The 22981-nt window shown below is 71.7% G+C and carries 21 protein-coding genes and 1 pseudogene; 7 read left to right on the top strand and 15 right to left on the bottom strand.

The window, feature by feature from the left end:
• Position 1: 1 nt before the first annotated feature.
• The 5 genes from A3CQ_RS0143045 to A3CQ_RS56075 form a co-directional block, all read right to left on the bottom strand.
• Entirely contained in the window at positions 2-712 is a 711-nt protein-coding gene (locus A3CQ_RS0143045) for a sugar transferase (RefSeq protein WP_020517171.1), read from the bottom strand.
• The gene (locus A3CQ_RS0143040; protein WP_020517170.1) at positions 709-1719 is read right to left on the bottom strand and encodes a glycosyltransferase family 2 protein; all 1011 of its coding nucleotides are present in this window, start codon (positions 1717-1719) and stop codon (positions 709-711) included. The genes A3CQ_RS0143045 and A3CQ_RS0143040 overlap by 4 nt, the downstream gene beginning before the upstream one ends.
• A 126-nt stretch (positions 1720-1845) precedes the next feature.
• The gene (locus A3CQ_RS0143035; RefSeq protein WP_020517169.1) at positions 1846-2796 is read right to left on the bottom strand and encodes a transketolase family protein; all 951 of its coding nucleotides are present in this window, start codon (positions 2794-2796) and stop codon (positions 1846-1848) included.
• A complete protein-coding gene (locus tag A3CQ_RS0143030; RefSeq protein ID WP_020517168.1) occupies positions 2793-3614 on the bottom strand; it encodes a transketolase in 822 nt (273 codons plus the stop codon). Before A3CQ_RS0143030 ends, A3CQ_RS0143035 begins: the two co-directional genes overlap by 4 nt.
• Positions 3611-5026: a tyrosine-protein kinase domain-containing protein gene (locus tag A3CQ_RS56075; RefSeq protein ID WP_084699478.1), complete on the bottom strand. Its 1416-nt coding sequence runs from the start codon at positions 5024-5026 to the stop codon at positions 3611-3613. Before A3CQ_RS56075 ends, A3CQ_RS0143030 begins: the two co-directional genes overlap by 4 nt.
• A 158-nt stretch (positions 5027-5184) precedes the next feature.
• Here A3CQ_RS56075 and A3CQ_RS0143020 point away from each other — a divergent pair, with 158 nt between their 5' ends.
• Positions 5185-6981 carry a nucleoside-diphosphate sugar epimerase/dehydratase gene (locus A3CQ_RS0143020; RefSeq protein ID WP_026206842.1) on the top strand — a complete coding sequence of 599 codons (1797 nt, stop codon included), beginning with the start codon at positions 5185-5187 and terminating at the stop codon, positions 6979-6981.
• Between the two features lie 297 nt (positions 6982-7278).
• On the opposite strand, the gene A3CQ_RS0143015 is transcribed toward A3CQ_RS0143020, so the two are convergent.
• Positions 7279-8166, bottom strand: a complete 888-nt coding sequence (locus A3CQ_RS0143015) for a DMT family transporter (RefSeq protein WP_020517165.1) — start codon at positions 8164-8166, stop codon at positions 7279-7281.
• 70 nt (positions 8167-8236) lie between these two features.
• On the opposite strand from A3CQ_RS0143015, the gene A3CQ_RS0143010 reads away from it, so the two are divergent.
• Positions 8237-9142 carry a LysR family transcriptional regulator gene (locus A3CQ_RS0143010; RefSeq protein ID WP_020517164.1) on the top strand — a complete coding sequence of 302 codons (906 nt, stop codon included), beginning with the start codon at positions 8237-8239 and terminating at the stop codon, positions 9140-9142.
• Here A3CQ_RS0143010 and A3CQ_RS0143005 read toward each other — a convergent pair.
• Together A3CQ_RS0143005 and A3CQ_RS0143000 are read right to left on the bottom strand one after the other, a co-directional pair.
• A complete protein-coding gene (locus A3CQ_RS0143005; RefSeq protein WP_020517163.1) occupies positions 9128-9958 on the bottom strand; it encodes a DUF1028 domain-containing protein in 831 nt (276 codons plus the stop codon). The genes A3CQ_RS0143010 and A3CQ_RS0143005 overlap by 15 nt on opposite strands.
• Positions 9959-10203: 245 nt before the next feature.
• Positions 10204-11259 carry an AI-2E family transporter gene (locus A3CQ_RS0143000; protein ID WP_040434051.1) on the bottom strand — a complete coding sequence of 352 codons (1056 nt, stop codon included), beginning with the start codon at positions 11257-11259 and terminating at the stop codon, positions 10204-10206.
• 76 nt (positions 11260-11335) lie between these two features.
• Between A3CQ_RS0143000 and A3CQ_RS0142995 the strand changes: the two genes are divergently transcribed.
• Positions 11336-13207 (top strand): ABC transporter ATP-binding protein, encoded by a 1872-nt coding sequence (locus A3CQ_RS0142995; protein ID WP_370657641.1) that lies wholly within the window; start codon positions 11336-11338, stop codon positions 13205-13207.
• On the opposite strand, the gene A3CQ_RS0142990 is transcribed toward A3CQ_RS0142995, so the two are convergent.
• Positions 13195-13830, bottom strand: coding sequence for a class I SAM-dependent methyltransferase (locus tag A3CQ_RS0142990; protein WP_020517160.1), 636 nt, complete (start codon positions 13828-13830; stop codon positions 13195-13197). The two genes, A3CQ_RS0142995 and A3CQ_RS0142990, sit on opposite strands and share 13 nt — an antisense overlap.
• A 76-nt stretch (positions 13831-13906) precedes the next feature.
• Between A3CQ_RS0142990 and A3CQ_RS0142985 the strand changes: the two genes are divergently transcribed.
• Positions 13907-15256, top strand: a complete 1350-nt coding sequence (locus tag A3CQ_RS0142985) for a dihydrolipoyl dehydrogenase family protein (RefSeq protein WP_040434008.1) — start codon at positions 13907-13909, stop codon at positions 15254-15256.
• Here A3CQ_RS0142985 and A3CQ_RS56070 read toward each other — a convergent pair.
• Both A3CQ_RS56070 and A3CQ_RS61880 read right to left on the bottom strand, forming a co-directional pair.
• A pseudogene (locus tag A3CQ_RS56070) lies at positions 15253-15960 on the bottom strand (SCO6745 family protein); the annotation flags it as partial. The gene A3CQ_RS0142985 and the pseudogene A3CQ_RS56070 overlap by 4 nt on opposite strands.
• Positions 15961-15976: 16 nt before the next feature.
• Positions 15977-16141, bottom strand: a complete 165-nt coding sequence (locus tag A3CQ_RS61880) for a hypothetical protein (RefSeq protein WP_169516358.1) — start codon at positions 16139-16141, stop codon at positions 15977-15979.
• Between the two features lie 40 nt (positions 16142-16181).
• Between A3CQ_RS61880 and A3CQ_RS0142975 the strand changes: the two genes are divergently transcribed.
• Positions 16182-16757, top strand: coding sequence for a DUF1697 domain-containing protein (locus tag A3CQ_RS0142975; RefSeq protein WP_020517156.1), 576 nt, complete (start codon positions 16182-16184; stop codon positions 16755-16757).
• Here the strand turns inward: A3CQ_RS0142975 and A3CQ_RS0142970 are convergent.
• A complete protein-coding gene (locus A3CQ_RS0142970; RefSeq protein ID WP_020517155.1) occupies positions 16754-17053 on the bottom strand; it encodes a hypothetical protein in 300 nt (99 codons plus the stop codon). The two genes, A3CQ_RS0142975 and A3CQ_RS0142970, sit on opposite strands and share 4 nt — an antisense overlap.
• A 74-nt stretch (positions 17054-17127) precedes the next feature.
• Between A3CQ_RS0142970 and A3CQ_RS0142965 the strand changes: the two genes are divergently transcribed.
• Positions 17128-17988, top strand: a complete 861-nt coding sequence (locus tag A3CQ_RS0142965; protein WP_040434006.1) for an SDR family NAD(P)-dependent oxidoreductase — start codon at positions 17128-17130, stop codon at positions 17986-17988.
• Between the two features lie 6 nt (positions 17989-17994).
• Here A3CQ_RS0142965 and A3CQ_RS0142960 read toward each other — a convergent pair whose 3' ends face one another.
• From A3CQ_RS0142960 to A3CQ_RS0142950, 3 genes are read right to left on the bottom strand one after another with little or no spacing between them, the layout of a single operon-like run.
• A complete protein-coding gene (locus tag A3CQ_RS0142960; protein WP_020517153.1) occupies positions 17995-19272 on the bottom strand; it encodes a hypothetical protein in 1278 nt (425 codons plus the stop codon).
• A 23-nt stretch (positions 19273-19295) separates the two neighbouring features.
• Positions 19296-20510: a hypothetical protein gene (locus A3CQ_RS0142955; protein ID WP_020517152.1), complete on the bottom strand. Its 1215-nt coding sequence runs from the start codon at positions 20508-20510 to the stop codon at positions 19296-19298.
• 9 nt (positions 20511-20519) lie between these two features.
• Positions 20520-22046 carry an alkaline phosphatase D family protein gene (locus A3CQ_RS0142950; RefSeq protein ID WP_020517151.1) on the bottom strand — a complete coding sequence of 509 codons (1527 nt, stop codon included), beginning with the start codon at positions 22044-22046 and terminating at the stop codon, positions 20520-20522.
• A 126-nt stretch (positions 22047-22172) separates the two neighbouring features.
• Between A3CQ_RS0142950 and A3CQ_RS0142945 the strand changes: the two genes are divergently transcribed.
• Positions 22173-22895: an SDR family NAD(P)-dependent oxidoreductase gene (locus A3CQ_RS0142945; protein ID WP_157297008.1), complete on the top strand. Its 723-nt coding sequence runs from the start codon at positions 22173-22175 to the stop codon at positions 22893-22895.
• The last annotated feature ends 86 nt before the right edge of the window (positions 22896-22981 follow it).

The raw sequence follows: 22981 nt of genomic DNA, 5'->3' as shown, positions 1-22981 counted from the left end.
CTCAGTCGCGGGCCGAAGACCGGCCCGAGGAAGGCCGGGCCGACGAAGAGCGGGCCGACGAAGCCGTCACCATGCGGGAAAGAAGCTCGTCGGTACGCGGATACCCCAGCACGGCCAGCGCCGTCAGCCCCAGAATCCCCAGGTCGACCCCGTAACTCCGGGACCGCAGATAGGCCATCGCCAGCTCCATCTTGCCCGGCCGGATCAGCTCGAAGTACGCGGCCTGCGGGTCCGGGTGCCCCTCGATCAGCGTGCCCTGCCGCCGGTACTTGATCGACGCCCAATCGGTGATCCCCGGCCGGATGTCGAGCAGGCGCCGCTCCTCCGCCGTGTACCGCTCGACGTCCCACACCATCTGCGGCCGCGGCCCGACCAGGCTCATCTCCCCGCGCAGCACGTTGACCAGCTGCGGCAGCTCGTCCAGCTTCCACCGCCGCAGCACCCGCCCGATCCGGGTCAGCCGCGGGTCGCTGTCGGCCGTGGCGTCGACCCCCAGCCGTTCCGCCCCGACCGACATGGTGCGGAACTTGAGGATGTCGAAGGTGCCGCCGCCCCGCCCGACCCGGATGCCGCGGAAGATGACCGGCCCGCCGTCCTCGCGACGGATCCGCCACGCGATGACCGCTCCGACCGGTGCCGCCGCCGCCAGTACCGCCGCCGACACCGCGATGTCCGTCGCGCGCTTGGCCGCGTCGTACGACCGCGGTGTCATCGCTGCCCCGGGCGCGGATCCAGAATCCCCACCACGGACCCGGCGCCGTAGACGACGTGCGTCGCGAGGAAGACCACCGGCAGGGCGACCATCAGCCGCGCGTCCCGCTCACGCCTGGCGATGCGCGCGGACGAGATCAAGACCATGCTCCCGTACGCCCCGAGCACCGCGCCCGTGGCCCGCCGGACCACCGTCGATCGAGGCCCGAGCACCGCGCCCCCGGCCAGGCCGAGCACGAAGCCCAGCGGCACGAAGTTGCGCCACGACCCGATCCACCGCCCGACGATCCGGCTCGCCCGGAACGGCCAGTACCCGGTCACGAACGTCCACGCGACGAACTGCGGGAAGTCGCCGCGCGGGTAGTACGTGCAGACGATGTCCGGGATCAGCAGGATCTTCCCGCCCGAGGCCCGCAGCCGCTGGTTGAACTCGAGGTCCTGGGTCCGGGTGAGCCGCTCGTCGAACAGCCCGATCCGGTCGAAGACCTCCTTGCGGTAGCAACCGCCGAATACGGTGTCCACCCATCGCGGCCCCGACGTGCCGACCCGGTACTTCGCGTTGCCGGCCGCCAGCGGGTGCGTGTTGGCCAGTGACACCGCCCGGCTCATCAGCGCGTCGTCGCGGGGTTCCGCCCGCCGGGTGCCGCCGACGTTGTCGGCCGCCGGGTGCGCCATCAGCCCCTGGACGCAGCGGCGCAGATAGTCGTTCTCGTACACGGCGTGCACGTCGAGCCGGATGATCACGTCGCCGTGCGCCCGCCGGATGCCCCGGTTGAGGGCGACCGGCTTGCTGTGGCCGGGGTTGTCCACCATCCGCAGCCGCGGCTCGCGCTCGGCGTACTTCTCGACGATCTCGCGGGTCCCGTCGTCGCTCATCCCGTCGACCAGCAGGATCTCCAGCCGGTCGGCCGGGTAGTCGTTGGCCAGCACGGAGTCGAGGAACGCGGCGACGAACCGCGCCTCGTTCCAGCATGGGATCACCACGCTGAGGAACGGCATCGCGGTCATGACGCCCCGTCGCCAACGAACGCTCGCCAGTCCATGGTTTCCCCCCAAACATGACCAAAATTCATGCTATTTCGTACGCCCCGGCGGCGCGCCCGAACGCAGAAAACGATGATCGCGTCGTGATGGTCAGCGAGCCTGCGCGGCCAGCCCCCGGTTGACCTCGAGCTGCTCCAGGACCCGCGCGCTGATCGCGGCCGGATCGAGCCCGTGCGCGCGGCGCAGGTGGTCCTGGTCGCCGACCAGCGAGGAGAAGCGGGCCGGCAGCGCCACCCGGATCAGCGGCGCCGAACCGGGCAGCTCGGCGAGGATCTCGGCGACCGCGCTGCCGAGCCCGCCGGTGATCGAGTGCTCCTCGACGGTCACGATCGTGTCGTACCGGTTCGCGGCATCCTGCACGGCCACCGTGTCGAGCGGGTCGAGCCACGGGAACGACCGCACGTCGGCGCGCACCCCGGCCTGGGCGAGCAGGTCGGCCGCCTTGAGCGTGGCGTCGAGGATCGCCCCGGTCGAGAAGACCGCGAGCTGCCCGCCGCCCGACCGGATGGGGATCGACTCGCCGCGGCACAGCCGCATCTGCCGCGGGTGCACGTCCGGCTCCCCGGACTTGCCGAGCCGCAGGTACGCCGGCCCGCCGTTGGCCAGCAGCTCGCCCATCACCGCCGACGTCTCCACCGCGTCGCCGGGCGCGGCCACCGCCAGCCCGGGGATCGACCGCATGATCGCGAGGTCCTCGGTGGCGTGGTGCGACATCCCCAGTGCCCCGTACGCGAGTCCGCCCCCGACCGCCACCACGGTGACGTCCGCGTGGTGGTAGGCCACGTCGTTGCGGATCTGCTCGAGGCAGCGCAGCGTCGGGAAGTTCGCGATCGAGTACGTGAAAACCCGCGCCCCCGCCAGCGCCATCCCGGTCGCGAGCCCGGTCATGTTCTGCTCGGCCACCCCGGCGTTGACGAATTGGTCCGGGCAGCGGCTCACGAACTCCTCGACCGCCCCGAACCCGATGTCCGCCGTGATGAGGACGATGTCCGGGTTCGCGACCGCCGCCGCCGCGAGCTCCGCGAAGAAGCGGTTCCTCATCGCGCCACCTCGGCGAGGGCGCCGGCCAGCTCCTCGTCCGAGGGCGGCCGGTAGTGCCAGAGCACCTGGTTCTCCATGAACGAGACGCCCTTGCCCTTGACCGTGTGCGCGAGCACGCACAGCGGCCGGTCGGGTGGCGCCCCGCGCGGCACCGCGAGGGTCTGGCTCAGCTGCCGGTGGTCGTGACCGTCCACCTCGGACACCCGCCAGCCGAAAGCCCGCCACTTGTCGGCGAACGGCTCGAGCGCGATCGTCTCCTCGGTGCTCCCGAGCGACTGCAGCTTGTTGTAGTCGACGATCGCGACCAGCGCCGACAACCGGTGGTGCGCGGCGAACATCGCCGCCTCCCAGACGCTGCCCTCGTCGCACTCGCCGTCGCCGAGCAGCACGTACGCGCGCCACGCCTGCCCGGTCTGCCGCGCCCGCCAGGCCAGCCCGGCCCCGATCGACAGCCCGTGCCCGAGCGAACCGGTCGACAGGTCGACGCCCGGGACGCCGACGTGGCTGACGTGCCCGGACAGGAACGACCCGTTGCGGTAGTGCTGCCCGAGCAGCGCCGGGTCGAAGAAGCCCCGCTCGGCCAGCGCCGCGTACAGCGCCGACCCCGCGTGCCCCTTGCTCATCAGGAACCGGTCCCGGTCGGGCCGGTCGGGCCGCCCCGGATCGACCTCGAGCACACCGCCGTAGAGAACGGCGAGAATGTCGGCGCAGGACAGCGCCGACCCGACGTGCGAGCTGCGCCCGGTGTGGGTCATCCGCAGCACGTGCGCCCGGATCGCCCGCGCGAGGCCGGCCGTCGACACCGCGCCGGCCGTCATGCCGCGCCGCTCAGGGCGACCGCATGCCATCCGCCGGGCCGGGGCGCGGGCGGCAGCGGAGGTCCGGCCGTATCGGCGCTGGTCGGCAGCCCGAGACGCCGCCGCGGCGCGGCCACCATGGTGAACACCGAGCCCAGCAGCCGCGCGTCCACCGCCGCGAGAGCGCGCACGGCCGCGGCGACCTGCGCGCCCGTGGTCTTGCGCGCGCGCACCAGCAGCAGCGCGCCGTCGGCCCGGGCGGCCACCACCGCGCCGTCGGTGACCGGCAGCAGCGGCGGCGAGTCGAAGATGATCTTGTCGAAGCGGCCGCGCAGCTCATCGATCAGCTCGGCCATTTTCGGCGAGTCGAGCAGCTCGCTCGGGTTCGGCGGCCGGTGCCCGCTGGCCAGCAGCCAAAGCCCGGCGCCCCACGGCTGCAGCACCTGGTCAAGCGAGGCCGCCCCGACCAGCACCGTGGTCAGCCCGGCCGAGCCCTCCCGGCCCAGGAACGCCGCGAGCCGTGGCCGCCGCAGCTCGGCGTCGACGATCAGCACCCGCTGTCCAGCCTCGGCGAAGAGGATCGCCAGCCCGCACGCCGTCGATGACCGGCCCTCGCCGGGCATCGCGCTGGTCACCGCCAGGATCTTGCCGGGTCCGGCCGCGTACTGGATGTTGGTCCGCAATTGGCGGAGAGCTTCGGCGCGTGGCGAGCGGCTGTCGGAGATGAACGGGCCCTTCTTCTTGCGCGCCTTGGCGTCGACCGGGATCAGCGCGAGCACCGGCGTGCCGGTCAGGCCGGGCAGCACCTCGGCGACCCGGATCGAGTGGTCGCAGACCTCCCGGATCACCCCGGACGCCGCGCCGATCAGCAGGCCCACGGCGATGGCGAGGGCGTCGTTGTGCAGCGGGCGCGGCGAGACCGGGTCGGGGTCGAGGCGGGCGACCGGCTCGATCGGCGTGACGACGGCGGCCGGATGCGCCGGCGCCGGCGGTGCCGGACGCGCCTCAAGAGCCTTCACCATCGGGGGGAACAGCGTGATCGTCGCCTGCGCGATCTTCTCGGCCCGCTGCGGCGAGACGTCGGTGACCGTCACCGTCAGCAATGCGCTGTCGCCCGAGGTGGTCACCTCGAGCCGATCCTGAATGTCTGCCGGCGACAATTTCACTTTTGTGGAGTCGACGATTTCGGTGGCCATCCGGTCGCTCGTGAGCAACTCGGTATAGGTTTTCAGCCGGGCCGCCACGAACATCGAGCCCTCGAGCACGGAGGAGCCTTCCGGGCCATTGGCGGAAAGAAAAAAAACCGCGGTCGCCGCGTACTCGGCCGGCGTCCGCCGATTGATCGCCTGGGTCACACCCAGCGCGACCAGCACCGCGACGGCCACCACCCACCACTGCCTTCTCGCCACCCGGAGGTAGTCGCGTAGCTCCACGCTTCCTCCCGACAGCCGCGCTCACCGATCAAACTAAGCGCACCCGCAGCGCACTGTGGCGATATCCGGCAACTTCCGGCGCGCGACGGCGGCATCATTACGCTGAGAAATCGGCAGCGGCCGACCCGAATGGAACGGATGAGCCGGGAGGTGCGCCCGTGTCTGCTGGGAAACGATTTCTCCCGCTTTTCGTGGACGCGCTGGCCTGGGCCGCCGGCCTCAATCTCGCCGTGCTCACCCGGTACGAGTTCGGCCTCGACGCCCGCCGCACCGCCGGCACCGTCCCGATGATCGCGCTCGCCGTCGCGCTGCAGGCGGCGATCGGCCACGCCCGCCATCTCTACCGCGGGCGATTCCCGTTCGGGACGCTCGACGACGTCCGCGCCGTCTGGCAGTGCGTGCTCGCGGCCACGCTCGCCCTGCTCGTGCTCGACCAGTTGCTGCCGGGGGAGCGGGTGCCGCCGGGCGCGCCCGCCGTCGGCGGGCTCCTCGCCTTGGTGGTGATGCTCGCGGCCCGGCTGGTCTGGCGGTTGCGGCTGGACGCGCGGTACCGGCCGGACGAGCGCATCGCCATCCGGGTGCTGCTGTTCGGCGCCGGCTCCGCGGGCCGCAACCTGCTCCAATCGATGCGGTACGACCCGAACGGGCACTACCTTCCGGTCGGGGTGATCGACGACGATCCCGGAAAACGCCGGATGCGGTTCTACGGCGTACCCGTGCTGGGGGATCGGAACGACATCGCGGCGCAGGTGAATCGCACCGGCGCGACCACCGTGGTCTTCGCCGTGGCGAACGCCGCGGCCGAGCTGGTGCGCGACATCCGCGACCTGGCCGCCGAGGCCGGCGCCGAGTTCCTCGTGGTGCCGTCGGTGACCGAGCTGATGGACCGCGAGATCAACGTGCGCGACCTGCGCGAGCCGGAGGTCACCGACCTGCTCGGCCGGCGCCAGATCGACACCGATCTGGACTCGATCGCCGGCTACCTCACCGGCAAGCGGGTGCTGGTCACGGGCGCCGGCGGCTCGATCGGCTCGGAGCTGTGCCGGCAGATCCACCGGTTCGCGCCGGCCGAGCTGATGATGCTCGACCGCGACGAGAGCGCCCTGCAGGCGGTGCAGCTGTCGCTCGACACCCAGGCGCCGCTCACCGACCCGTCGCTGCTGCTCGCCTCGCTGCGGGACGCCGACCGGGTCCGCGAGATCTTCCTGACCCGGCGCCCGCACGTGGTCTTCCACGCCGCGGCGCTCAAGCACCTGCCGCTTCTCGAGCGCTATCCCGGCGAGGCCGTCAAGACCAACATATTGGGTACGCTCAATGTCCTGTCCGCGGCCACCGGGGTCGAGAGGTTCGTCAACATCTCGACGGACAAGGCGGCCGACCCGGTCAGCGTGCTCGGCTACTCCAAGCGGATCACCGAGCGCCTGACCGCGTACGTGGCCCGGCACAGTCCCGGTACGTTCCTGAGCGTCCGCTTCGGCAACGTGCTAGGCAGCCGCGGCTCGGTCTTCACCACGTTCAGCGCCCAGATCGCCGGCGGCGGCCCGGTCACCGTCACCCACCCCGACGTGACCCGCTACTTCATGACCATCCAGGAGGCCGTCCACCTGGTCATCCAGGCCGCCGCCATCGGCCGCGACGGCGAGGCCCTGGTACTGGAGATGGGCGAGCCGGTGCGGATCGCCGAGGTGGCCCGCCAGATGGTGTCGCTCGCTCCGCACCCGGTCGAGATCCGCTACACCGGCCTGCGCCCCGGCGAGAAGCTGTCCGAGGTCCTCTTCGGCGCCGGCGAGACCGACGTACGCCCGCTCCACCCCCTCATCTCCCACGTAGAGGTGCCACCCCTGAACCCCTCCGCCGTAACCACGATCGACGTAAACGCCGACGCCACCCTCATGACCGCCGAACTGGCCCGCCTGTGCGCCCTCCCGATCCCCCTGGAACACCCCGCCGCCTGACCCGCACCCCCAACCCGCCCCTTTGCTCTGCGCACCTATACGCCCTGCTCTGCGCACCTATACGCCCTGCTCTGCGCACCATGACGCGCTGCTCTGCGCACCTGGACGCGCTGCTCTGCGTACCTGGACGCGCTGCTCTGCGTACCTGGGCGCGCTGCTCTGCGCACCTGGGCGCGCTGCTCTGCGCACCTGGACGCGCTGCTCTGCGCACCTGGGGGCGCGGGCGGGCGGTGGTGGTCGCGTTGCGCGTATAGGTGCGCAGAGCAAAGGGGCTCGGTGGGGGATGGGCGGGGCTCGTCAGACGGCGGCGGGGATCGGGGCGGCCGGTTGGCGGGACGGCGTCGGGCGGGTGGAGAGCCAGCAGCCGGTGGCGACCAGGGCGAAGCCGGCTACGGTGCTCCAGCTGAACGGCTCGTTGAGGAGCAGGACGCCGAGCAGGACGGCTACGACCGGGTTGACGTAGGTGACCAGGCCGGCGCGATTGGAGCCGGCCAGGGCGACCAGGCGGTAGAAGGCCAGCAGCGCCACGGCCGTGCAGAAGACGCCGAGGGCGGCCAGGGCTAGCCAGGCGTTCGCGTGGACCGGGGCGGACGGCCAGGTCAGGATCGCGAACGGGGTCAGGACCAGCGCGGTGATGGCGGTGGTGCCGCCGGCCAGGGACTCGGGTGGAATGTCGGCGGCCCGCCGTTGGACGAAGATTGTGGCCACGCCGTAGCTGACGGCGGCGAGCAGGACCATGCCCGCGCCGAGCAGGCCCAGGCGGTCGCCGGAGACGTCCAGGCCGACCAGGACGGCCACGCCCGCGAAGCCGAGGACCAGGCCGGCCACGCGTCCCCTGGTCAGCGGCTCGGCGCGGGAGAGCAGCAGGGCGATGACGACGGGCTCGACCGCGATCAGCAGGCCGGTCAACGAGGACGTGATGTGCACCTCGCCGTACGTGATCAGGAGAAACGGCCCGATGATGTGCACCACCGCGAGAACCGACACCGTGCCCAGCCGGGCGCGGAGAACGCCGAGCGTGCCGCGCGCCGCGGCCACCGGCAGCAGCACCAGGGCCGCGATGAGACCGCGCCCGGCGACCACGAAGACGGGGGAGAGGTCGTCGATCGCGATCTTGATGAGGAAGTAGGGGATGCCCCACAGGATCGAGACGAGAAGGAACAGGAGCCAGGCGCGTCGATTCACACCCCGACCCTCTCGCTCTAGGGTGATAAGCGGTAGTGGTGACTTGCTGATGCCGTTTTAAGGGGAGCTGATGATCGACGTACGCCGGCTGGCCGTGCTCCGGGAGGTCGCGCGGCACGGCAGCTTCAACCGGGCGGCCGCGGCGCTGCGGCTGACGCCCTCGGCCGTCTCGCAGCAGATCAGTGCGCTCGAGCGTGGGCTCGGCGTGACGGTGGTGCGGCGCAGCACCCGCGGGGTCGAGCTCACCGACGCCGGGCGGGTGCTGGCCGAGGCGAGCGACGCGATCACCGCCGAGCTCGCCAACGCCGAGGAGGAGATCGCCCGGCTCGCCACGGCGCACACCGAGCGGCTCACCGTGGCCACCTTCACCAGCGGCGGGCAGCGGCTGCTTCCGGCCGCGCTGTTGCGGTTCACCGCCGAGCACCCGGGCGTCGAGCTGACCGTGCTGGAGAACGAGCCGGAGGACAGCCTGGGACTGGTCCTCTCGGGGGCGGCCGACCTGGCCCTCGCGTACCACTTCGACGGACCGCCGCCCAAGCACAAGGGGCTGACCTGGACGCCGCTGCTCGACGATCCGATGTGGATCGTGCTGCCGGCCGGGCACCCGCTCGGCGGGCGCGAGTCGGTGACCCTCGCCGAGCTGGCCGGCGAGCGCTGGGTGCACGGCTGCCTCGCGATCGTCGACATGCTCGACCACTACTCGGCGATGGCCGGCTTCGAGGTGATCACCGCGTGCCGGGGTACCGACTACGTCTTCGCCCAGTCGCTGGTGCGGGCCGGGGTCGGGGTCAGCATGATTCCGCAGGTGGCGCTGACCGCCGACCAGGGCGGGCTGGCGACCGTGCCGCTGGCGCCGCCCTGCCCGTCCCGTTTCGTCGGCATCGTCACGGCGCAGCGCCGCACCCGGCCGCTGGCCGAGGCGCTGTCGAAGGCGCTGCACGAGACCGTGGCGGGCCTGCCCCTACCGGCCGCGTAGGTGCTCGAGCACCAGCGGGTCGATCGCGCCGGCGACCAGGCGCTCCTCGAGGTTCTCGACGCCGGCCCAGTCGGCCAGCGCCGCGTCGAGGTCCTCCTGGGTGTGGCCGCCCCCGGCCAGCAGGCCGCGCACCTCCTCGGCGACCGGGCCGGTCAGCGGGAGCAGGGTCGCCGGGTCGGGGCGCTCGAAGTACAGCGTGTGCAGGTCGAGCAGGCGGGTCAGCTCGGCGACCGGGTCGGGGTGGTCGTCGACGCGCAGGTCGACCCAGATGTCGCTGGTTCCCCCGTACCCCATGCCCTTGGCCGCGACCAGGAGCGCGGCACTCTGCCGGCCCCGGCGGTCACCCCCGGCGAGATCGCCGGCGCGCAGCGCCGCGAGCAGCCGGTACGCGAGCCGTGCCTCGGCCACCGACGCCTCCCAGGCCACCTGCATGGCGTCGACCACCTGCGGGCCGGCCAGCATGTTCCCCTGGATGGCGACGCCGTCGCCGGTCGTGCCGCCGGCCCACGGGTGGCAGTCGGCGCCGGTGAACGTGCTGCCCTCACCCTCGGGGCCGACCACGCCGACCTGGCGCTGTCCGACCGCTCCGGCGTCACCGGCGGTAAGGGCATTCACAGTGTGCGCGGCGTCCACCCCGGTCTGCAGCAGGGTGAGCGCTTGCGGGCGGTAGGCGAGGTTCGCATAGGACTGGGTGGCCACCGCCCCGGCGCCGGCGAGGGCGGCGGGAACGGCCGCGCCGACCCCGAGGAACTTGCTGGCCACGGCCACGCCGTGGGCGAGGCCGTCGGCGGAGCGGGCCACGATCGAGAAGGTCATGCCGCATTCTGTAACACCGCGGGAACACCCGGGGTGCAGACTGGGGCCCGTCCGGCCTATGTGTACCGTCGGATCCGGGGCATATGCTCCGGGCTTAGACGTCAATTCCCGTCGTGCCCGCCGCCGCCCTTGGCGGGCCGGCATGGACTGAACGCTGAGGCGCCCGGTCCGAAACGCCGCGGGCGGGCTTGGTTGTTGCCGCGACCGGCCCGGCCGCGGCGCCTCCAAGCCCCCGCCGTGATCGGTCAGGTCAGCTGGTCGCGCAGGTAGGACCAGATCGCGGCGAGCACGGCCGCGACCGGGACGGCCAGCAGGCTGCCGACGATCCCGGCCAGGCTGCCGCCCAGGGTCACCGCGAGCAGCACGACCGCCGCGTGCAGGCCCAGGCCGCGGCTCTGCAGGATCGGCTGGAAGACGTTGCCCTCCAGCTGCTGCACCAGCACGATGATGCCGAGCACGATCAGCGCGTCGGTCAGGCCGTTGGAGACCAGCGCGATCAGCACGGCCACGAAGCCGGCGAACAGCGCGCCCACGATCGGGATGAACGCGGTCACGAAGGTCAGCACCGCCAGCGGCAGCACCAGCGGAACGCCGACGATCCACAGACCGAGCCCGATGAAGATCGCGTCGAGGAGGCCCACGAACGCCTGACCTCGTACGAAAGCTCCGAGGGTGTCCCAGCTGCGGGCCGCGACCGCCGGCAGATCCGTGGCCAGACGGCCCGGCAGCTGCCGGCGCAGCCACGGCAGGAAGCGCGGGCCGTCCTTGAGGAAGAAGAACATCAGGAACAGCGCGAGTACGGCGGTGACCACGCCGTTGACGACACTGCTGACACCCGAGACCGTGTACGTGACGATGTCGCCCACGCTGTTCTGGATGCGCTCGACCGCCGCGTCCAGCGCCTTCGTGACCTGGTCGTCGCCGATGTTCAGCGGCGGGCCGGCCGCCCAGTCGCGCAGCTGCTGCAGGCCGTCGACCACCCCGTCGGCGAGCTTGGGCGACTGCGACGCCACCGGCACCGCGATGCCGACCACGATGCCCGCCAGGCCCAGCAGGAACACCACCATGACGGTCGAGGCGGCCAGGGCCGGGCGCCAGCCGTGCCGGCGCAGGAACCGTACCGGCGGCCAGGTCAGCGTGGTCAGCAGCAGCGCGACCGTGAGCGGCCAGACCACTGACCACATCTTGCCGAGGATCCACAGCGCCACCGCGGTCATCAGCAGCACCAGGAGCGCCTCGCCGGACAGACGCGCCGAGGTCCGCAGCGCATTGCGCGTCTTCGCGGTGCTCAGCGTGGTCATGAAGATCACCTTGCCACGATCGGGGCGCCCACACGGCCGGTCCGATTACTCCGGCCTCTTCACGGGTGACGCTGGGGTGGTGACTCAGCATGTGTTGCCGGAACTGCGGCCGATGTGGTGGGAGCACGGCATGCGGGCCCGGGTCGACGCTGGGCTGCGCGGTGTCTTCGCGCAACTGCCCCGGCTGGTGGCCGAGGCGCTGCGGATCGGCTGGCGGGCCGACCGGGCCCGCACGCTGGTGGTGGCGTTCGCGACGGTCTGTTCGGGCGCGATGGCGACGTTCGGGCTGCTCGCCACCCAGCGGGTGCTGATCCAGCTGTTCAGCGCCGGGCCGACGCCGGACCGGGTGCGGGCCGCGCTGCCGGCGCTGGTCCTGCTCGCGCTGGCCACCGCGACGCGCGGGGCGCTGGGCACGGTCACCGGGTACGCGCTGAACGGCCTCACCCCGCAGGTCAACCGGGAGGTCGAGCGGCGGTTGTTCGAGATGACCTCGGCGGTACGCCTGGAGGCGTTCGACGAGGACAGCTTCGCCGACGACATGGAGCGGGCGTCGCGCGGCACCGAGTCCGCCATCGTGCTCGTGCAGGAGGTGTTCAACCTGTTGGCGGGCGTGGTCGGGTTGCTCGCGGTGGCCGTGGCCGTCGTGGTGATCCACCCGCTGCTCCTGGCGGCCCTGCTCGTGGCGACGGTGCCCAACGCGTACGCGGCATTGCGGGCCGGCCACGAGAAATTCCGCACGTTTCTCGCGGGATCGGCGCGGAGGCGCCGGTTGTGGGTCCTGCAGCGGCTGATGGCCGAGCGGATCTCAGCGCCCGAGCTGCGCTCCTACGGGCTGCGCGACTTCGTGCTCGGGCTCTACGACCAGGTCATGGGGGCGCAGACGACGATCGAGATGCGCCTGGCCCGGCGGGTCACGGCCACGACCGCGGTGGGCGCGGTGATCGGCGGGGTCGCGCTTTCCGGGGTGTACGTGCTGCTCGGGGCGCTGCTGGTCGAGGGGCAGATCCCGCTCGCGGCCGCGGCGACCTGCGTCGTCGCGGTCCAGGCCGCGCAGCGCTCGCTCAGCGTCGTGACGTACCAGGTCGACCGGGTCTTCGCCAACGGACAGCATTTCAACGAATACGTAGGATTCCTTCGGAAGTCGGCGTCGCACCTGCCGGCGGAGGCGGCGGGCGCGCTCGAGCCCTCCCGGCTGCAGGAGATCAGCGTTTCCGGGGTGAGCCTGCGCTATCCCGACCGGGACTCCCCGGCGGTCGACAACGTCTCGCTGACGATCCGGGCCGGGGAGACCGTCGCGCTGGTCGGGGAGAACGGCTCGGGCAAGTCCACGCTCGCCGCGATGATCGCCGGCCTGCGGGCGCCGACCTCGGGCACGATCCGCTGGAACGGCCGCCCGCTGGACGACTGGGACGCCGGCGCGCTGCGGCGGCGCGTCTCGGTCGCGCTGCAGGAGCACCACCGCTGGCCGTTCACCGCCGCCACCAACATCGCGCTCGGCGACCTCACCGGCGACCCGCACCGCCCGCGCATCGAGACGGCGGCCGCGATGGCCGCCGCCCACGACATGATCCAAGACCTGCCGCACGGGTACGACACGCTGCTCGACCGCACCTTCGCCGACGGCCAGGACCTCTCAGGCGGCCAGTGGCAGCGGATCACCGCGGCCCGCGCCTTCTACCGCGACGCCGACCTGCTGATCATGGATGAGCCGTCCTCGGCGCTGGACCCGCGGGCCGAGGACACGCTGTTCCAGGCGATCCGCGGCCGCCAGGGCCGCCGCACCACGATCCTCATCACCCACCGGCTCGCCAACGTCATCCACGCCGACCGCATCTTCGTCCTGCACGACGGGGTCCTGGTCGAACAGGGCCGCCACGAGGAGCTGATGACCGCCGGCGGCCGGTACGCCCAACTGTTCACCCTTCAGGCCGCCGGCTACCTCGCGTGAGGGGGCTTGCGGGCGCGGATGCGTTCGACCGTGCCGGCCCGGAGGCGCTCGGTCTCCTCGATCGCGAAGCCGGCCGCCGTCACGAGCGGCAGCTGCCGCCGGGTGAAGTGCTCGCCGGCCGCACGGATGGTGAACCGCTCGATCAGCCACTGCGCGGCGCGCACCGGCGCCCAGCTGCTGGCCACGTGGTCGACCAGCAGCAGCGTGCCGCCGGGCACGAGCACCCGCTTCATCTCGCCGATCGCGGCGACCGGGTCGGGGATCGTGCACAGCGAGAGGGCGCACAGCACGGTGTCGAACGAGGCGTCGTCGAAGGGCAGGTGCTCGGCGTCGCCCTCGCGCAGGTCGGCCTTCAGCCCGAGCCCGGCGGCACGCGTACGGGCGATGGCGAGCATGCCGGTGCTCAGCTCGATGCCGGTCAGGGTGACGCCGTCGCCGTAGAAGGGCAGGTTGCGCCCGGTGCCGACGGCGACCTCGAGCACCCGGCCGTGCGCCCGCGCGGTGATCCACTCGCGGGCGCCGGTGAACCAGTTCCGCTCGAGGAAGGCGATCTGCTGGTCGTAGCGGGGCGCGGCCTCGTCCCACACCCGCTTCTGCTTGGCGGTGCCGTCCGGGCCGCTCATGACGGCGACGCTACCTGCGGTGGGCAAATACCGACCCGGTGGGCGCGGGACGGGTCCGGCGCAGGATCATGCAGGTATGCAGACTTTTGATGTGGTGGTCGTCGGGGCCGGGCCGGGGGGCGAGGTTGCCGCGGGACGGCTGGCCGAGGCGGGCCTGTCCGTGGCGATCGTCGAGGCCGACAAGGTCGGCGGCGAGTGCTCCTACTACGCGTGCATACCGTCGAAGTCGCTGCTGCGGCCGGGGGAGCTGCTCGCCGAGGCGCGCCGGGTGCCCGGGGTGCGGGAGGCCGTGACCGGGCCGCTCGACATCGCGGCGGTGCTCGCCAAGCGGGACGACAACATCGGGCACCTCGACGACGCCGGGCAGGTGCCGTGGCTGACCGAGCGCGGCGTCACGCTCGTACGCGGCTGGGGCCGGCTGGCGGGGGAGAAGCGGGTCGAGGTCGGCGGGGAGATCCTGGAGGCGCGCCGGGCGGTCATCCTCGCGGGTGGCACGGTGGCTAACATCCCCGACATCGACGGGCTGCGCGACGCCAAGCCGTGGACCAACCGGGAGGCGACGACGTCCTCCGAGATCCCCGCGTCGCTGGTGGTGATCGGCGGCGGCGTCGTGGGCGTCGAGATGGCGCAGGCGTACGCGTCCCTGGGGTGTCAGGTCACGCTGGTCGAGGGCCAGCACCGGCTGCTGAATCGCGAGGAGGAGTTCGCCTGCGTGCAGGTCACCGAGGCGCTGCGGGAGCAGGGCGTCGACATCCGCACCGCGCAGTGGGCGACCGCCGTGCGCCGCGACGGCGACAAGATCACGGTGACCCTGGCCGATGGCAGCACGGCCACCGCCGACCAGCTGCTGGTCGCGGCCGGGCGCACTCCGCAGTCCCGCGACCTGGGCCTCGACGTGGACGGGTACATCGACGTCGACGAGCACATGCGGGTGCCGGGCAAGGACTGGCTGTACGTGGTCGGCGACCTGAACGGCCGGGCGCTGTACACGCACATGGCCAAGTACCAGGCGGCCATCGTGGCCGAGCACATCCAGGGCCGGGACATGGTCGTCGAGCACCTCGCCGACGGTCACCGTGCCCCGCACGTGATCTTCAGCGAGCCGCAGGTGGCGGCGGTCGGCTACACCGCTGCGGCGGCCGAGAAGGCGGGGATCACCGTACGGGTGGTGGACATCGGCACCGAGGCCAACGCGGGCGGCGCGTTCACCGGCGGCGGCCGCGGCACCTGCCGGTTCGTGGTCGACCAGGACCGGGGGGTGTTGGTGGGGGTCACTTTCACGGGCTCGGAGGTGGCCGACTTCCTGCAGGCCGCCACGATCGCGATCGTGGGAGAGGTGCCGCTCAAGCGGTTGCGGCACGCGATCCCGTCGTTCCCCACCCGCAGCGAGATCTGGCTCTACCTCTTCAACGCTCTGGGGATCTAACCGGCGGCCGACACCGCGGCGGCGACCGGCTCGAGGCCCGCGATCAGCTCGTCGAGCTGGCTCGCGGTGAGCATCTCGTACGCCGGCGCCGCCAGCTCGTCGGTGAGGGCCTCGATCCGCTCGCTGGTCTCCCGGCCGGCGTCGGTGAACCCACCGGCGGCGTCCACGAGGCCGCGAGCACGCAGCCCGTCGATCACAGCGGCCAGCTGTGCCTTGGGCAGGTGGTGGATCCGGCCGAACTCCTGCGCCCGCATGCCGAGGGCGAGAGCGAGCAGGACGTGGGCCTCGGTGCCGCCAATGCCGTTGGCGATGAGTGCGGCGTTGTGGCCGTCGCCGCGGTGCTCCCGCAGCAGCGTCGTCGCGTGCCAGAGCCGGGCCACCGGCTCCTCGGGCACGTCGAGGGCACGGAGCCCGGCGTACAGCACCCGGCCCTCGATCGGCGCGCTGACCGCGGCCCGGGTGGCCAGGTCGGCGAGCCGCACCAGACCGGGGTCGTCGGCGAGCGCCCCGATCATCTGCCGCAACGCGGCGGTGCTGCCCCGCTCGCGTACGGCGATCGCCTCTTGTGGTGTGGTCTTTCCCCAGACCCACGGGATGTGACGCGCCACCTCACCATCGGCGAAGTTGTAGAAGACCGCGTGCACCACTTCGGCCGGCACCAGCCCCAGCGGCGCGGCGCGTCCCGCGAAGTACTTCCGGACAGTATCGGGCGGGCCCCCGTCAGCCGGGCATGCGCCGCAGCATCGAGCCGCCCCAAACCAGGGCCGCCCCGGCGAGGAATGCCATGCTGCCCCAGAGCACCATCTGCGGTTCCCCGTGCAGCAGCAGAGCGGCCGCCAGCAATCCGAAGCTCGGGCGGAAGGAGGACTCATTCCGGCTCGGCAAGGCGCAATCCGCGCGGCGCATTGTCATGCCGAGAAGTACCATGGGCGGCGTGAAGACGTTTCTGATTCTTTTGCGCGGCATCAATGTCGGCGGCAAGAACAAGGTTCCGATGGCGGAGCTGAAGAAATGCCTGGAAGCGCTCGGGTTTTCCGACGTCACAACTTTTATCGCCAGCGGCAATGTTGTCTTGACGTCGGACCGGCGCACCGAGGAGATAGCGGCCCAGATCGAAGCGGCGTTGCCCAAGGCTTTCGACCTTGACAGCGAGCTCATCAAAGTCCTGGTCCTCACGCGTGATCAACTGCAGGCGGTCGTGGACGACAGGCCGAAGGGTTTCGGCGACGAGCCGGACAAATACCACAATGACGCGATCTTTCTCATGGGCATCGAGGCGGCCGAGGCGATGCCGGTGTTCAATCCGCGCGAGGGCGTCGACCGGGTCTGGCCGGGTGATGGTGTCGTCTATTCGGAGCGCCTCAGTGCTCAGCGCACAAAGAGCCGGCTGAGCTCGATGATGACGTCACCGCTCTACAAGTCGATGACCATTCGCAGCTGGAACACGACAGTCAAGTTGTTGGAAATGCTCAACGCCAAAGGCTCCCGTCAGGAGAGCTAGTCGCTTTCGATGTATCCCGTCGTGGGGTCGACGATGGCCAGGAAGCCGCGGATGTTCTCCCTGTGCTCGTCGAGGGACAGGTCCGGGGTCGGACTCGCACCGAATCCGTAGCCGGGGTTGGGCCCGCTGAGCCAGGTGTAATCGGTGCCGCCGAAGTCGTTGGGACGGACCGCGAACGTCTCTCCACCGACTTCAAGCGTGAACGACGTGATGCCGGCCGCGCCGTCGGTTTCGGGGCGCAAGCCGGGCACGGCCTCCGGATCGCCATCGCCGTCGTCTGGGTAGATCGCCTTCATGCCGCTATCTTCGCGGGTCTGCCTGGCCGTCGTCCGGTCCATTCTTGTCGTACCGCTCTGTCATCCTCTCTGCCATGACTGAGCAGCGGGTAGCGGTGGTGACCGGTGCGAGCCGAGGCGTGGGCAAGGGGATCGCGCTGGCGCTCGGCGCGGCCGGGTACGCCGTGTACGTGACGGGCCGTTCGAGCGGCGATCAGGTGACCTTTCCGACGGTGGGCGGCACGGTTGAGGAGACGGCCCGGGCGGTGAGCGCGGCCGGCGGCACGGGCGTGGCGGTGGTCTGCGATCACACCGATGACGAGCAGACGGCCGCACTGTTCGAGCGCGTGCGGGCCGAGCGGGGTGGATTGGACCTGTTGGTCAACAACGTGTGGGGCGGCTATGCCTCGTACCACGAGGACCGCCACACGGACATGGAAGGCCCGTTCTGGGGGCAGCCGTTGCGGGTGTGGGACGACATGTTCACCTCGGGTGTCCGCGCACACTATTCGGCCACCGTGCTCGCGGTGCCGGTGCTCCGGCCGGGCGCGCTTGTCGTGACGGTGTCGTTCTTCCCCGGCAGCTACCTCAACGGCAAGGACCAGGTCGCGTACAGCGTGGCCAAGGCGGCCGACGATCGGATGGTCGCCGTGACCGCCGCTCAGCTGGCCGCCCGCGACGTCACCGCGGTCGCTCTGTATCCGGGGCTGGTGCGCACCGAGGCCGTGATGCGGGCGGCGGACTTCTTCGACCTGTCCAACTCGGAATCTCCCGAGTTCGTCGGCCGGGCGGTCGCGGCGCTCGCGGCCGATCCCGGCGTGCGGCGGCACACCGGCCGCTGCCTCGTCGCGGCCGAGCTGGCCGAGGATTATGGGTTCACCGATGTGGACGGTGCCCGCCCCTCGTCGATCCGGCCGCAGTTCGCCGACCGCGGCACGGCCGATCCTGGCTCGTGACGGGCCTTATTCTGCCGCGGGCTTGCGGTGAATCGTGTAGTGCAGCACCAGGAACGGGAGTCCGTAGAGCGAGAACGCGTGCTCGGCCCGCAGCTCCCCGTTCTCGGTGTAGACGTCCAGCCGCTCGGCGAACCCGTGCACGGCCAGGGTGGTGAGCTCGCGCGTCTCCGGGTCGATGTACGACAGGTAGTGCCCGGGGTGGGTGAGCCCGCTGCGGCTGGTGAGCACGAGCCCGCCGCCGGGGCGGGGCAGCGGCATGAGCGTGGCGGTGAAGTTGGCCTGCGGCACCGGGAAGCCGACGCTCACATAGCCGCGCCCGTCGTGCCGGTACGTCGTGTAGATGCCGATGTAGATGGGCTCGTCGGTGTCGGCGAACGAGCGGATCCATCCGCGTACGCCGATGAGGTCGCTGCCGTCGGGCGTGATGGTGTCGATGCGGCTGCGGACGCCGCGCAGCGTCTCGCGCAGGTTCATCGGCACGTTGGCCTGGCCGAGCGGCCGCGCCACGAGCGTGCGGTAGAGCAGGTAGCCCGGCCGCACCCAGGGCCGCCACTCGGGCACGATGTCGAGCTTGAAGCGGGTGGTGTGCTCGTAGAACTCGCGCACGAGCGGGTCGACCCCGGCCGGGTCGAACTGCGGGCCGGTGAGGTCGTCGAGCGAGGCGACGATGCCCACGTCCGCGGCGTCGGCCTCGTACTTCCCGCCGAGCACCTCGGCCAGCTCGCGCACGTAGCCGGTGCCGACGTACCCGGTGCGCGCCTCGAGCGGGACCACGAACGGCAACTCCGCGGCTGGTACCCCCTCGGCGAGCAGGCTGACCTGCGGATCGCGGAACAGGGCGGCGGACAGGGCCCGGAAGCCGACCACCGCGCCGGCCGCGACGACGGCCGGGGGAGCGCCGTGGAACGCCGTGCCGACGGCAGCGCCGACCACCGGGCCGAGGGCCACCTTCTGCGGGCGCAGCCCGAGCGCGCCGGCCACCGTCCCGGCGGCTATCCCGACCGGCACCGGCCCGGCCTTTGTGAGCCGCGCGCCGAGCCAGCCGGCCGGCGCGGCCATCGCGCCGCTCATCACGACCCGCGACCACCACGCCGGGATCTCGCCGGGCCGCTGCCGGGCCCGCGCCACCGCCTCGGTCGCGGCGAGCGCCGCCGCGCCGGCGAGCCCGGCGGCCGCGACCGCACGTGCTCCCCGGCGCTCGGCGATCGCCGCCCCGGCCAGTGCTCCCACGATCGCCGCGAAGGCGATCCCGCCGGCCCGCTTGCCGTTCCCTTCAGCGGTCATGGGCGCACGCTAGCAAAACCGGCTCAGAACAGCTGCCACCCGCCGTCGTCGTTGGTCGCGCCCTGGCCGAGCAGGACCTGGTCGAACGTGTTGCCGTCGTTGTCGTCGGTGTAGGCCACGGCGATCTCGCCCCACGCCGACTCGGCCAGCATCAGCTGGTCCTGCCGCCCGGTCGTGGTCTGGGTCAGGGCCTGCGCCGGCAGCCGCCCGGTCACGGTCCCGTCCGGGTTGAGCCCGCGGGCCCAGCCGTCGAGGCCGCCCACGGTCCAGCCGACCGCCACGTTCGCCTGGTCGTCGATGCCGATCGCGGGCGCGGCGCCACCGGCGGCGACCTCCACATCCGCGTGCCGCGCGGTGCCGGCCGAGGTGAACGACCGCTCCCACACGCCGGAGGTCCCGGTGTGGTCCGACACCCAGCCGACCGTGAAGTCGCCGTTGTAGTCGGCCGCGATCGCCGGCTGCGTCTGCTGCCCACCGCCGTTGACGTTCGCCGTGCGGGCGCTCAGCAGCACGGCGCCGTTCGCCCGGGCCAGCCGCGTAAGGCCGATGTTGGAGAACGCGTTGGCGTCCGCGTCCTCCTCCCAGACGACCGTGGCGTCGCCGGACGCGCCCACGGCCACGTCCGGGCGATGGTGCGTTCCCGTGGTCTGCGAGGCGGTCTTCTCGTACGCCTTGGTGGTGGCGCCGGTGTAGCCCGCCGCCCTGATCGTCACCGCGGTGGTCTGAACGTCCTCCCAGACGACCGTGAACGCGACCGCGGTGGCGCTGCCCGAGGTCCCGTCCGGGTCGACGGCGACCCGCGGCCGGATCTGGTCGCCGGTGGAGTCGGCGTTGGCCTGCCCCGACCCGAGGATCGTGCCGGTCGGCGACACCACCCGGTACGGGATGTTGAAGTATCCGTTTCCGTCCGGGTCGTCGGCCCAGACCACCACCGCGTTCCCACGGTCGTCGAGCCCGACGTCCGGCGTGAGGTGCTTCCAGTCCGTGCCGCTGGTCCCGCCGGGGGACAGTTCGACCTCGTACACGGAAATGCCGTTGAGGAAATAGCGCAGGTAGATCTCGGAGTGGTTGTTGTTCGCGGCGTCGTCGGTGTCCCGGTCGTCCTCCCAGACGACGGCGACCCCGCCGTTGCGGTTCATGGCGATGGCCGGACCGTCCTGGTCCCCGGTCGCGACGGAGTTGGCCGTGGACCAGGTGATGGACGATGCGGCGAGCAGAAGGGAAAGACCAATGTGCATGGCAAACCCCTAAACGGCCTGAAGGCCAGGCCGGCCGTCGAGGATGACGAAGGACTTGAGCGTGCTCACCGCGGCGTCGTGCTGAGTGATCATCGGCACCGCCCGGAAGTCCGCGCGCACCTGCCCCGCCCCGATCCTGGTGAGGGTGTATCCGCGCCGCGCCGAGTAGAACTTCAGGTGCGGGTTCGTGGCCGCGTTCGGGATCGTCGTGGTGGCCGAGCCGTCCCCGCCCGAGCCGATCGAGGTGCAGACCAGCTCGGTGCCGATCGTGGCGGACGACGAGGTGGAATAGTCGGCTTTCAGGTTGTTCGCCCACGCCGCGTGCACGTCGCCGGTCAGCACCAGCGGGTTGCGCACCTGGCGGTCCACCCAGCCCTGCTGGATGCGCGACCGGGAGGCGCGGTAGCCGTCCCAGGCATCCATGTTGGCCGCGCCGGACGCGTCGAACTGCCGGGCGAAGAACACCTGCTGGCCGATGATGTCCCAGGTCGCGAGGTGCTGGCCGAAGCCGTCGAGCAGCCACGACTCCTGGGCCGCGCCGGTCAGCGTACGGGCGGAAAGGTCCGCGTCGGAGCACGCCTTCCACCCGTCGCCGCAGGCCTGGTCGTCGCGGAACTGCCGGGTGTCGAGCATGTGGAACGTCGCCAGCTGCCCCCAGCGCACCCGCCGGTACAGCGGGATGCTGTTGCCCGACGGCGCCTGGGCCGGCCGCAGCGGCATGTTCTCGTAGTACGCGCGGTAGGCCGCCGTGCGCCGGGCGGTCCACTGCGCGGCGGTCAGGGCGGGGCTGCTGTCGGCCCGTACCATGTTGGCGTAGTTGTTCTCCACCTCGTGGTCGTCCGGCACGACCAGCCAGGGCGCGATCGCGTGCGCGGCCTGCAGGTCCGGGTCCGACTTGTACTGCGCGTACCGGCGGCGGTAATCGGCCAGCGACACGATCTCGGACGCTCCCGCGTGCTGGCGCACCGCCCCGCTGGTCGCGCCGTTCTCGTAGATGTAGTCGCCCAGGTGCAGGATCAGGTCGGGCCGGTCCTCGGCCATCCGCCGGTAGGCGGTGAAATACCCCGACTCGTAGTGCGAGCACGACGCGAACGCCATCGTCAGGTCCCGCCCGAAGGTGCCCGTCGCCGGCGCGGTCCGGGTGCGGCCGACCGGCGAGATGAAGCCCTGCGCGCGGAATCGGTAGTAGTACTCGGCGTCCGGCGACAGCCCGCCCGCCACGACATGCACCGAGTGCGCGTCGGCATAATGCGCGGTCACCGTGCCGCCGGCGACCAGCGTGGCGAAGGTGTCGGTGGCCGACACCTGCCAGTCGACGGCGACGTCGGCGTTCGCCATGCCGCCCTGCCCGTCGGCGTTCAGCGGGGACGGCGCCAGCCGGGTCCACAGGACGACGCTGTCTGCGGCCGGCTCGCCGGAGGCGACGCCGAGCTTGAAGGGGAACGGAGTCGCTGCTCGTGCCATGCCGGCCGGGAAGGCTACTGATCCGGCGGCGGCCAGGCCGCCGAGGATGAACGTTCGTCGATGCATGGTCATGGCGATCACGTAACGGCCGCCGCATGACGCCCCGGACAAGCAATCGATATGTACGAATGAAGTGGTTCGAGATGCCCGGCGAACGACAGGTTGCGTCCTAAGCTGACCGGCATGGGTCAGCGCATCTTGATCACCGGCGCCCGTCGCGGCATCGGCGCGGCCGTCGCGGTCGGCCTCGCCCGCCCCGGCAACACGCTGCTACTGCACCACCTGGCCGCCGCCGCCGAGGCCGAGACGGTGGCCGGCCTCTGCCGCGACCTGGGCGCCCAGGCCGACCTGCTGGACGCCGACCTCTCCGACCCGGCGGCCGTTCTCGATCTGGCGAGGCGAGCCGGACCCGTCGACGTGCTCATCAACAACGCCGCCCGCGCCTCGAATGTCGATATCGAAATCCTCCCGCTCGAGGAATGGCAGCAAACGTTCGCCGTCAATGTGACGGCCCCGATGCTGCTGTCCCAATCGCTGAGCGCGGGAATGGCCGAGCGGGGCTGGGGACGCATCGTGAATGTGGTTTCCCCGACCGTCCGCATGGGCGGCCCCTCGGGCCCGTCCTACGTTTCCAGCAAGGCCGCCCTCATCGGTTTGACCCGCTCGCTGGCCCGCGCTCTGGGCCCGGCGGGCATCACCGTCAATGCCCTTTCGCCCGGCGCGATAAGAACGGAAGGCGAGGCGGAACTGGCCGCCGGCCGCGACGCCGAACTTCACGCTCCTCTGGTCGCCACCCAGGCCATTCCGCGCGCGCTCGTTCCCGAGGATCTGGTCGCCACGGTGCGCCTGCTGATCTCCGAGGGCTCGGGCGCCCTGACCGGCCAGGTGATCGAGGTCGGCGGCGGCTTGATCTTCCGCTAGAAATCCCCTATATCGTACGAATCGGGACAAGTAACGTGGGTCCTCGGAGCGGCCCAGGCGTCTGGTCCGAGCCGTTGCGCCCGCGC

This window comes from Paractinoplanes globisporus DSM 43857 (assembly GCF_000379645.1).
Lineage (GTDB): Bacteria > Actinomycetota > Actinomycetes > Mycobacteriales > Micromonosporaceae > Actinoplanes > Actinoplanes globisporus.
The sequence above is the reverse complement of the archived record's forward strand: the minus strand, read 5'-3'. Positions and strand labels throughout refer to the sequence as shown.

What these genes read in the sequence shown, in the direction of transcription:
- A3CQ_RS0143040 (WP_020517170.1), bottom strand. Translation starts at nt 1,719, where the DNA reads ATGACCGCGATGCCGTTCCTCAGCGTGGTGATCCCATGCTGGAACGAG.
- A3CQ_RS0142970 (WP_020517155.1), bottom strand. Translation starts at nt 17,053, where the DNA reads ATGAAGGCGATCTACCCAGACGACGGCGATGGCGATCCGGAGGCCGTG.
- A3CQ_RS0142990 (WP_020517160.1), bottom strand. Translation starts at nt 13,830, where the DNA reads ATGAGCGGCCCGGACGGCACCGCCAAGCAGAAGCGGGTGTGGGACGAG.
- A3CQ_RS0143035 (WP_020517169.1), bottom strand. Translation starts at nt 2,796, where the DNA reads ATGAGGAACCGCTTCTTCGCGGAGCTCGCGGCGGCGGCGGTCGCGAAC.
- A3CQ_RS0143000 (WP_040434051.1), bottom strand. Translation starts at nt 11,259, where the DNA reads ATGACCACGCTGAGCACCGCGAAGACGCGCAATGCGCTGCGGACCTCG.
- A3CQ_RS0142975 (WP_020517156.1), top strand. Translation starts at nt 16,182, where the DNA reads ATGGGCGGCGTGAAGACGTTTCTGATTCTTTTGCGCGGCATCAATGTC.
- A3CQ_RS0143045 (WP_020517171.1), bottom strand. Translation starts at nt 712, where the DNA reads ATGACACCGCGGTCGTACGACGCGGCCAAGCGCGCGACGGACATCGCG.
- A3CQ_RS0143005 (WP_020517163.1), bottom strand. Translation starts at nt 9,958, where the DNA reads ATGACCTTCTCGATCGTGGCCCGCTCCGCCGACGGCCTCGCCCACGGC.
- A3CQ_RS0142965 (WP_040434006.1), top strand. Translation starts at nt 17,128, where the DNA reads ATGACTGAGCAGCGGGTAGCGGTGGTGACCGGTGCGAGCCGAGGCGTG.
- A3CQ_RS0143030 (WP_020517168.1), bottom strand. Translation starts at nt 3,614, where the DNA reads ATGACGGCCGGCGCGGTGTCGACGGCCGGCCTCGCGCGGGCGATCCGG.
- A3CQ_RS0142955 (WP_020517152.1), bottom strand. Translation starts at nt 20,510, where the DNA reads ATGCACATTGGTCTTTCCCTTCTGCTCGCCGCATCGTCCATCACCTGG.
- A3CQ_RS0143010 (WP_020517164.1), top strand. Translation starts at nt 8,237, where the DNA reads ATGATCGACGTACGCCGGCTGGCCGTGCTCCGGGAGGTCGCGCGGCAC.
- A3CQ_RS0142960 (WP_020517153.1), bottom strand. Translation starts at nt 19,272, where the DNA reads ATGACCGCTGAAGGGAACGGCAAGCGGGCCGGCGGGATCGCCTTCGCG.
- A3CQ_RS0142950 (WP_020517151.1), bottom strand. Translation starts at nt 22,046, where the DNA reads ATGACCATGCATCGACGAACGTTCATCCTCGGCGGCCTGGCCGCCGCC.
- A3CQ_RS0142985 (WP_040434008.1), top strand. Translation starts at nt 13,907, where the DNA reads ATGCAGACTTTTGATGTGGTGGTCGTCGGGGCCGGGCCGGGGGGCGAG.